Origin of the sequence: Synechococcus sp. R5-12 (genome assembly GCF_047502655.1) — a bacterium.
GTDB lineage: Bacteria > Cyanobacteriota > Cyanobacteriia > Thermostichales > Thermostichaceae > Thermostichus.
The window spans coordinates 1-4,380 of sequence record NZ_JANSIM010000018.1 but is presented as its reverse complement, the minus strand read 5'-3'; the positions used below and the strand labels follow the sequence as shown (position 1 = coordinate 4,380).

Below are 4,380 nucleotides of genomic sequence, written 5' to 3'. Positions count from 1 at the left end.
CCCGCCCTGTACTGCGAAGCAGTCAGGGTCGGGTAGTTTACAACATCCAAAAAGCGTTATCGGGTTTACAGTGAGTGTGAATAACCCAACAAGCGTGAGGCTGAACCGATGACACTGGCTCAGGAGGCAACTGCCCAAGTCCCCGCCTTTTGCGAAGGGATCCAGTACTTCGGGGATCCCTGGCCGGAATTTGACCGCCTGGGTCAGGCGCCCGCAGTGGATGCCGGCACCGGGAAACTGAGGGATCCCGGCAGTCGAATGGCCGCCTACCAAACCTTGCTCTATGCCGATGCCTTGCGCTACCTCACCCTGCAAATGACCGCCAGCAAAGCCTCAGGCCATCCGGGCGGATTTGCCAGCCAAGCAGAAGCCTATGCAGCTCTGGTGTACCTGGGCCAGAAGAACATCCCCACCGAAGTCGGGCACCACGCGCCGGGCTTTTACGCGGCCATGTTCTTGGATGGATCCCTGGCCGAGATGGGCATCCACACCGTCTCCGACCTCCAGGCTCGCTTCCGGGAACGGGAAGGGCTGCTGGGTCACCTCTCTGGCTACATTCCCGGACTGCTGGCGCCGGCTGGGCCGCTGGGGCAGGGGCAGCACTTTGCCATGGCGGGGGCATTACTCTACCCGGATCGCCTCTTCCCGGTCACGATTGGGGATGGCGGCCTGGGAGAGCCCTATGTGATGAGCTCCATGATTCACTTTCACACGGCTTTCCCGCAGCGCACCAACTTCCTGCCGGTGCTGGTCTGGAACGGCTACAGCCAAGAGCACCACAGCATGATCTCCACCGCCAGCAACGCCCAGATGATCGAGTATTGGCGGGGCAACGGCTTTGAGAAAGTGATTCTGGTGGACGCCAAAGACTTCGACGATGCCCAACAGCCTGGCCCTTACGTCGACAGCACTCAGTTTTCCCTAGAAGCCCGCCTTGCCTTTGCCCAAAGGGTGCTGATCGAAATGGAGCGAGCCATCCAATCAGCCCTGAGCGGACAATTAACGGTTTTCATCCTCAAGCAACTGAAGGGGGCTGGGGTACATGCCAAGGGATCCAAGTCCCACAACCTCTACGGCCACCACACTCTGGATCACCCGGACATTGTGGCGGCTCTGCGGGCGCGGGCCTTACATCCGGCAGCTTGGGCCCTGGTGCGACAAAACTGCCAACGGGCAGCCGGGGGGCCAGCCGCCAAGGTGGCGGTTACAGAGTTCGTTCGGCCTTTGCCGCCTTTGGGATCCCTAAACCTAACGGAGTTTCCCCTAGGGGACAAGCAGGTTTCCACCACGGCCATCGGATCCCTCGTGGTGCAGGTGGGGCAGAAAGATCCCGACTTTTTGGTGGCCAATGCCGACGGCAACGAAGCTTCCGGCATTGCCAATGTGAACCAAGGTCTCAAGGTGATTCACCCCACGGTGGATCCCTTATACAACCAACAGCCCCAAGGACAAGTCTATGAGCCCCTGAGCGAAGATGCCTGCGCGGGGCTAACGGCGGGCCTAGCCCTCTTCGGCGGACGCTCCCTGTGGTGCTCCTACGAGTCCTTTGCCGTCAACGGCCTACCCATCTGGCAGACAGTAACCCAAGCCATGGCAGAGCTACGCCGACCCACCCCCTCGGCCATTGCCCTCTTCACTGCCGGCGCTCTGGAACAGGGGCGTAACGGCTGGACCCACCAACGCCCGGAAATTGAAGCCTACCTGGCGGCCATGATGCGCAACGGCAACGTCTTCCCCCTCTTCCCGCCGGATGCCAACTGTGCCCAAGCTGCCTACGAATGGGCCTTATCCACCCACAACAAAGGGATCCCTATCATCGCCAGCAAAACCCCCCTGCCCATCCGCACCACCCTCGAACAAGCTCGCCAAGCAGTAGAGCAGGGCTGCATCGTCCTTCAGGAGTTTCCCGGATCCCGAACCGTCGTCTTTGCCGTGGTGGGGGATATGGTTCTCCTGCCCGTGTTCGAGGCGGCTGAACAGCTCCAAGCCCAAGGGATCGGCTGCAAAATCGTCTCGGTGATTAACCCCCGCCGTCTGTATCGCCCCGGCGACGTGGCTTGGTCCACCTGTGCTCAGCCAGATGGGGAATTCATGTCCGACCAAGAATTTGCCGCTTGGTTTGCCGGCGAGGCCCTCATCGGCGTAACAGGCGGATCTAGCCTGATGCTCGAACCCTTGATGTTGCGCTATGCCGGCCCGCGGGATTTCTTCGCTTGGAAACGCGGCGAAACCACCGCCACCCCCGCCGAATTGATGGACTACAACGGCCTGACAGCTCAGGCACTGTCAGAACGAGCCAAGCAACTGCTATGCTGAGGGCGAGCTTTTAGCTTGGTTAGCATTGTCCACCTTATTTTTTCCTATGACTGCGGCTAGATATCTCCGAGAGAAGCTTGAGAGGATGTCTCCCACCGAGAGGGTAGAGCGAGTTGTTGTCCAACACTTTGCTTCTCCTCTCCTGCAGGCGCTTGGCTTTGACGAGTCGGAAATTAGAGAAGAATTCGAGACAGGTTGCGGCCAGGTCGATCTCGCAGCAAGAAAGAACGGAGATCCTGAAGATACTTTCTTTAGATCCCCGAAGAATCCCTACTTGCTTTTGGAGGCAAAATCTAGAGCAGTTAATCTCAGAGAAGGATCTTGCTATAGAGATGCAGTTTGTCAGATAGAAAGTTACTTGCTTGCCAAGAACTGCAAATCTGCAAAATGGGGAATTATCACCAATGCAAATAACATCCAGCTTTGGAGGAAGCACGGAAAAGTCGTTCACCCCGCTACAGCAAACCTTGATATTAGCTCAGATAACATTGAGAGCATAGTGCGTAACTTGCGAGACAAGATAGAAAACTATGAGCGCGCTCTGACTGTATGCGTGTATAACAATAAAGGGGGCGTAGGCAAAACAACGACGGTCATTAACCTTGCGGCAACACTAGCAACCAAGAAAAAAAAGGTCTTAGTTGTTGACTTTGATTCTCAGGGTGATCTGACAAGAAGTTTGGAAGCCACTCCTGGAAAAATTACACTGACGCAATGTTTAAAGGATCCCAAAATAGACGTCCATGCCATTGTCCAAACATATAAACTCAAGGGATTTTCCATCTTCGACATTATCCCAAGAGACCCTGAGCTGGAGACGTTGACCGACAGCCAGTCGCTAGCATATATCCAAAAGGGAACCCGACGCCTTCGAGATCTGATTGCCCCTCTTCGCAATGAGTATGATTACATCCTAATCGACTGCCCAACTCAATGGCTTTACTTCAGCCAAAGTGGTGTTTTTGCTGCCGATGTTATTTTGATACCTACCCGCCCCGACGATCTGTCTTCCCTGAATAATGCTGCTAGAGTAATCACCAGCTTTGTTCCAGAAACTGCTAAGTCACGACAGGATGGCGGCCCCAGGACTTTGCCTATCTTTTTCAACGGCGTTTCTTCGGGAAGTGAATACACTATTAGACTAGCTAACGAAGAGATAGGTAAGCTTATCGACCAGGAGAAAAGTGTAGATCTACGTCCATATTTCTGGCCGCATTTTAAGAAAGGTAATGAAGACAAAAGCATTTTTAGGATACCTGACTATGCAGTGATATCCTCTGCAAGCTTTGCTCGAAGGCCTGCCGTCTTTCACAGGAGAGTTTTAGAATACTACCAGAGTCTTGCCCGTGAGTACTTTATCGATGAGTGAGTTTTCAGATCTAGGTAGGTTGGTTAACTTACCCCTTGAGAGCATTACGCCCGCCGATGGGTTTTCTGCTCCCTCCTTCCTTGTTGCCGCAGCCGCAGATCAGCTAAGGGCGACAGGAGGACACAACTGGGTTCCTCTGCTGGTGGTCGAGGCTGGCGACTATCAGTACAAAGCCATTGGTAACCATTTTGTCTATGCAGTTGCTCAAGAAGCGGGACTGGAAAGGCTATGGTGTATCGTTGTCGATCCTGATCCAGAGCAGGTTAAGCAGGCCCAGATTCTCGCCAAAGAAATTGTTCCGAAGGTAAATTTGACCAATACATCGAGAGAGACTATCTTGGCTGCGCTAAGATACCTAGCCGAGCGACCCAGCAGTCCCCTCAAGGGAGTCGATGTAACCATTGCAGCTGCCCGGATTGCAGAGGCGGATAGAAGTTGGTGGCAGGACTTAACCCCCATAACCAAGCTTGGGTGCAAAATTACGCGAGGCAAAAAACTGGATGCCCTATCGGAAGTATTTTTCGTAACTCCTACAGCGTTGCCCCCTACTCTGAAGAAATCATCCAAGAGATCTGCGGCATCCGCTGGCGCGAAGAAAGCGACCTCAACTCGCTCGCGGAAAAAAACAGAGGGAGAGAGGTAAACTACCCAACCCTGACTGCTTCGCAGTACAGGGCGGGCTTTCGGTAGCCCTG

At 54.5% G+C, this 4,380-nt stretch carries 3 protein-coding genes; all 3 read left to right on the top strand.

Features of this window, described 5'->3' with window-relative positions:
- Window positions 1-108 precede the first annotated feature (108 nt).
- The 3 genes from NW843_RS01460 to NW843_RS01450 all read left to right on the top strand — a co-directional run bounded on the left by NW843_RS01460 (window position 109) and on the right by NW843_RS01450 (window position 4,328).
- Window positions 109-2,316: a phosphoketolase gene (locus tag NW843_RS01460; RefSeq protein ID WP_414521897.1), complete on the top strand. Its 2,208-nt coding sequence runs from the start codon at window positions 109-111 to the stop codon at window positions 2,314-2,316.
- 85 nt (window positions 2,317-2,401) lie between these two features.
- Window positions 2,402-3,685, top strand: a complete 1,284-nt coding sequence (locus tag NW843_RS01455; RefSeq protein ID WP_414521896.1) for an AAA family ATPase — start codon at window positions 2,402-2,404, stop codon at window positions 3,683-3,685.
- Complete coding sequence (locus NW843_RS01450) at window positions 3,678-4,328, top strand: Rho termination factor (RefSeq protein ID WP_414342382.1); 651 nt, start codon at window positions 3,678-3,680, stop codon at window positions 4,326-4,328. Before NW843_RS01455 ends, NW843_RS01450 begins: the two co-directional genes overlap by 8 nt.
- The last annotated feature ends 52 nt before the right edge of the window (window positions 4,329-4,380 follow it).

Coding starts and splice junctions, on each gene's coding strand:
- NW843_RS01455 (WP_414521896.1), top strand. CDS start 2,402: ATGTCTCCCACCGAGAGGGTAGAGCGAGTTGTTGTCCAACACTTTGCT.
- NW843_RS01460 (WP_414521897.1), top strand. CDS start 109: ATGACACTGGCTCAGGAGGCAACTGCCCAAGTCCCCGCCTTTTGCGAA.
- NW843_RS01450 (WP_414342382.1), top strand. CDS start 3,678: ATGAGTGAGTTTTCAGATCTAGGTAGGTTGGTTAACTTACCCCTTGAG.